Origin of the sequence: Micromonospora sp. S4605, assembly GCF_003176715.1 — a bacterium.
Taxonomy (GTDB): domain Bacteria; phylum Actinomycetota; class Actinomycetes; order Mycobacteriales; family Micromonosporaceae; genus Micromonospora; species Micromonospora echinaurantiaca.
In genome coordinates this window covers 1-4,779 of record NZ_QGSW01000439.1, presented here as the reverse complement: position 1 = coordinate 4,779, position 4,779 = coordinate 1, and the positions used below count along the sequence as shown (strand labels likewise).

The window sequence follows — 4,779 nt, the reverse complement described above, 5'->3', positions numbered from 1 at the left end:
CCAGGCCCCGGACGCCCACCCGGCTCCACCAACCGCAGGCCGGCGCCCCGCCACGACGTCGGCAAAACGATCAAACGTGACCGGAGCATCACCGCACGTAAACGGCGCACGGGTTAAACGACAAGCTTAGGGCGGGGGTGAAGGCCCGCGCGGGAGGGCCGCCTAGGCCCGAGCGTGCTCTAGGTTGGCCTGTTCTGCTGCTCGATGTATTGGCGTAGAACGGTCAGGGGGGCACCGCCGACGGACCCGGCGAAGTACGAGGCGGACCACAGCCTGTTGGCCTGGTAGTAGTGGGGTACCAGGTCGGGGAACTCCTGCCGCATCCGTCGCGAGGACACACCCTTGAGACTGTTGACCAGCTTCGACAAGGCGACCTTCGGCGGGAAGTTGACCAGTAGGTGCACGTGCTCGCCCTCGCCGTTGAACTCGACCAGGTCGCACTCGAAGTCGGCGCACACCGCCCGCATGATTTCTTCTAGTACGGCAGCCGCCGTTTGAGATCTTGCTGCTGTGGCGGGGTGGACGTGAGGCGGCCACCGCGTGATCGTCTGTGCGTTGTGGACACAACATCAGATCTTGCGGTGGCCGCGTGCCACAGCGTAGCCGTTGCTCGGTGGGAGCGTGTGCTGGCCGGGGTGCTGGGGTGTTTCGCGGGCCGGTTCGGGCGGGTGGAGCCTCGTCGTGCGGCGGCGGCGTTCGTGACGGGGCTGCTGTCCGAGCTTGAGGTGAAGACGTGTTGGCAGTTGGCCGAGCAGGCCGGGCATGCCCGGCCGGATGCGATGCAGCGGCTGCTGTACCGGGCGGTGTGGGATGCCGACGCCGTTCGTGACGACCTGCGGCAGCTGGTCGCCGACCGGTTCGGTGGCTCGGACGCGGTTCTGGTGGTCGACGAGACCGGCGATCTGAAGAAGGGCGTGCATTCGGTCGGGGTGCAGCGGCAGTACAGCGGCACGGCCGGGCGGATCGAGAACAGCCAGGTCGGGGTGTTCCTGGGCTACGCCGGCGCGGGCGGGCACACCCTGATCGACCGACGTGTGTATCTGCCGGCGTCGTGGACCGACGACCGGGATCGGTGCCGCGCCGCGGGCGTGCCCGCCGAGATCGAGTTCGCCACCAAGTCGCAGTTAGCCGCCGACATGATCACCGCCGCGATCGATGCCGGTGTTCCGGCGGGATGGGCCGCCGCGGACGAGGCATACGGCAACAGCGCCGTCTTCCGCGCCCACCTGCGCGAGCACGGGCTCGGCTACGTCCTCGCGGTGTCCTGCAGCCATCTGATCCCGCTCGACGGCGGTAAGACCAGAGTTCGCGCCGACCGGGTCACCGCCGACCTGCCGGCATCAGCCTGGCAGCGCCGCTCAGCCGGCGCCGGGTCGAGGGGCCCACGCTTCTACTACTGGGCCTGGCTGGACGACGTGTGCACCGACGCCGACCCCGACGACGGCGGCCATCACAGCCTCCTGATCCGCCGCAACACCACCACCGGTGAACTGGCCTTCTACCGCTGCTGGACCCCGAAGCCAGCAACCCTCGCCCAACTCGTGCGGGTAGCGGGCATCCGCTGGACCGTCGAAGAGAGCTTCCAGGCCGCCAAAGGCCAGGTCGGCCTGGACCAGCACCAGGTCCGCCGCTGGGACTCCTGGCACCGGTTCACCACCCTCGCCCTGGCCGCCCTCGCCGTCCTGGCGATCTGCGCAGCCGACGCCACGACCGACGACGCCGACGCCCCCACCGACAACGGCTTGATCAGGCTGACCGTCAACGAGATCCGTCGGCTGATTAACGCCTGCATCATCCGCCCGATCAGCGACCTCACCCATCGTTTGCACTGGTCAGGCTGGCGACGCCGGCATCAAGCCCAAGCCAGACGATCCCACTACACACGCCGCCTCAACCTCGAACTTCAGCACTGATCACGAACGGCGGCTGCCGTACTAGGCGGGTCAGGTGCTGGTCGGTGAACACTCTGTGCCGGAACTTCGTCACGAAGACCAAGTGGGCGTGCAGGACGAAGACACAGTGTCTACCGGCGCGAACATCCAGGGAGCCAGCCATAGACCAAGGGTAAACTGTCCGATGTGCAGCTTCGTTACAACTTCCGCGTCTACCCGACGGCACCCTATGGCTGTACGCGAACAACTTCGTCCGCGACGACGGGGTGCCCTACAGCGGCTCGACGGCCCGGCAGATCGGCCACGGCTGGAGCGGCTTCAACACCCTGGTCGGCGCTGACGTGACCGGTGACGGGTTCACCGACCTGGTGGCCCGCAAGACGGACGGCACCCTGTGGCTGTACGCGAACAACTTCGTCCGCGACGGCGGCGTGCCGTACGGCAGCGCCAGCCAGATCGGCAGCGGCTGGGGCGGCTTCACCCACATCGTCGGTGCCGACGTCACCGGTGACGGCTACACCGACCTGGTGGCTCGCAAGACCGACGGGACGCTGTGGCTGTACTCGAACAACATCGAGCGTGACAACGGTGTGCCGTACAGCAGCCCGGACGCCCGGCAGATCGGCAGCGGCTGGGGCGGTCTCAACGACATCATCTGACCGCGTGACCTGATGGCGCGCCCGGCTTGGCCGGGCGCGCCCGTCGCGTACGGCGAGGGACGCCCGGCCCCCGGTGGCGGCCAGGGTGGTCGCGACCGGGGGCGAGGTCGGTGCGCTGGCGCGGGCCTTGGCGCCGCGCGTTGTGCCGTTGCGGGATGGTCACTCGGTCCGGATGCGGAGGGTCCGCGTCAGGGTGGGGATCATCACCGCGGCGGGGACGAGGTGCAGCCCGAGCAGGGCGGTGGTGGTGGCGGTGTCGGCCCCGGAGATGAGGGGCGGGATCAACGAGATCACCGTCAGCGCCACGGCCGTCCACAGGAACCGGTCGGCGGGGCGGGCGCTCCACCGGAGAAGGGCGACGGCGATGACGACGCCCACGACCGAGAAGAAGCCGGTCACCACGGTGAACCCGCCCAGCGGGATCGCCTTGCCGCCCTCGGGGATCTCGAAGTCGACGCCGACGGCCCGGGCGAGCGCGGCGGCGAGGGTGGCGGCCAGCATCGCGGCGAGGGTGGCGACGAGGCCGGCGCCGACGAGCCCGCGGAATCGGTGGGTGCGGCTGGTCCGGCCCGGTGCCGGGCCCGCGGCGACCCCGGTGTCGTTCATGCTGTTCATGGTTGTTCCTCCGTCGTCCGGTAACTGGCGTACAGGCTGTGTCGACTGACAGGTGACGGTCCTGGGCGTGACGATGCGTACCGTCGCCGTGCGACGGCCGGGGTTGCGCAGGGCGCGGACGCCGGTGCCGCGGAGCCAGAAGGCGGCGTCGGGTCCGAGGACCGGTCCGGGCTCGCCGTCGCGCAGCTCCAGCTGCACCCGCCCGCGGGTGACGACGCCCAACGCGTCGTGCCACTCGGTTGCGACCACCGCGACACGCGCGCCACCGCGCAGCGCGAGCGTCCGCACCGGAGCTACTCCGTGCCGTCCGCCGGCAGGCGCTCCGGCAGCCCGAGCCGCGGGAACTGGTCGTCGTGGAAGGTGGTGATCTCGGTGATCACGCCGCCGGTGATACGCAGGACGTCGATGGTCAACGGCAGGTACGCCTGCTCCTGCTCCCGCCAGTGGTAGAAGGCGACGGCGGGCTGCCGGTTCACGGCGGTGGGGACGCCGCGCAGACCCGTCATGCCCTCGAAGCCGTCCTCGATCCAGTTGTTCACCACCGCGTCGCGGCCGACCTGCAGGCCCGGCGTGGGCGGCATCGAGCATCGGACGTCGTCTCGTAGCATCGCGGTGAGCGCCGGGATGTCCGTGGCAACGCTGGCCTCGGTGAAGCGGCGTACCAGGTCGCGGGTCCCGGCGTTCTCCTCGCCGCCGGTCCAGTCCTGCCGCTCGGCGGGCAGGTGCTCCCGCATGCCGGCGCGGGCCCGCTGCAGCGCGCTGTTCACCGAGTTGACGGAGTCCCCGAGCAGCTCCGCGACGTCCTTCGCCGGCCAGCCGAGCACGTCCCGCAGGATCAGCACGGCCCGCGGGCGCGGCGCGAGGTGCTGGACGGCGACCAGGTACGCCAGCTCGATCGTCTCCCGGGCGACGGCGACGGTCTCCGGCTCGTCCGCGTCGCCCGCGGGCAGTTCGTCGAGCAGCCGGTCCGGGTAGGGCTGCAGCCACCGCACCTCGCCACCGGTCGCCGGCTCCGGGCGGCGCTTGGCGAGCAGGTCCAGGCAGGCGTTGGTGGCGATCCGGTACAGCCAGGCCCGGAACGTCGACCGCCCAGCGAAGGTCTCCCGCCGCCGCCAGGCACGCAGGAACGTCTCCTGCACGGTGTCCTCGGCGTCCTCGAACGACCCGAGCATCCGGTAGCAGTGCACGTGCAGCTCCCGCCGGTGCCGCTCCGCCAGCCCCGAGAACGCCGGCTCGTCGACCTCGCCCAGACCGCCCACGCCCAGCCCGTTCGCACCCGGACCGCTCACGCCCAACTCCTCCAGCCGTGTGTCCGCACCCATCACGTCATCCTTCCGCCTCGTCGTGTCCCGTCGTAGGTGTGACGGCTGCGGGCGCGACAACTCATCACCAGGGGCGGTCGGCAGGGCTCATCCGGTGGCGGAGCCCGACGCGCGGTGCGGCGAGGAGGGCCGGAACGGGCGCGGGCGCGCGACCGCCTGGCGCGCGCCGGGGTCGCCTGGTTCACGACGACGCGGCGGCATGGACGCACGGGCACGGGTGCTCGTTTCGCACGACACCCGCCGCTCCCACACCTGTCTCTGATACACATCTCCGAGCCCACGAGACCGGAG

General features: G+C 70.6%; 4 protein-coding genes and 1 pseudogene. 2 read left to right on the top strand and 3 right to left on the bottom strand.

All coding sequences use genetic code 11. The features are described from left to right. Positions 1 to 179: 179 nt before the first annotated feature. A pseudogene (gene tnpA / locus DLJ47_RS33630) lies at positions 180 to 458 on the bottom strand (IS200/IS605 family transposase); the annotation flags it as partial. A gap of 180 nt (positions 459 to 638) precedes the next feature. Here tnpA and DLJ47_RS33625 point away from each other — a divergent pair. Then, entirely contained in the window at positions 639 to 1,913 is a 1,275-nt protein-coding gene (locus tag DLJ47_RS33625) for an IS701 family transposase (protein WP_109906184.1), read from the top strand. A 245-nt stretch (positions 1,914 to 2,158) separates the two neighbouring features. Next, on the top strand, positions 2,159 to 2,551 hold the full coding sequence (locus DLJ47_RS33615; RefSeq protein ID WP_233258161.1) for an FG-GAP repeat domain-containing protein: 393 nt from the start codon (positions 2,159 to 2,161) through the stop codon (positions 2,549 to 2,551). Positions 2,552 to 2,710: 159 nt separating this feature from the next. On the opposite strand, the gene DLJ47_RS37370 is transcribed toward DLJ47_RS33615, so the two are convergent. Both DLJ47_RS37370 and DLJ47_RS33605 read right to left on the bottom strand, forming a co-directional pair. Then, positions 2,711 to 3,454, bottom strand: coding sequence for a DUF6069 family protein (locus DLJ47_RS37370; RefSeq protein ID WP_109906180.1), 744 nt, complete (start codon positions 3,452 to 3,454; stop codon positions 2,711 to 2,713). 5 nt (positions 3,455 to 3,459) lie between these two features. Continuing rightward, on the bottom strand, positions 3,460 to 4,488 hold the full coding sequence (locus tag DLJ47_RS33605) for an RNA polymerase subunit sigma-70 (RefSeq protein ID WP_109906178.1): 1,029 nt from the start codon (positions 4,486 to 4,488) through the stop codon (positions 3,460 to 3,462). Between the last annotated feature and the right edge of the window lie 291 nt (positions 4,489 to 4,779).

Coding starts and splice junctions, on each gene's coding strand:
- DLJ47_RS33605 (WP_109906178.1), bottom strand. CDS start 4,488: ATGGGTGCGGACACACGGCTGGAGGAGTTGGGCGTGAGCGGTCCGGGT.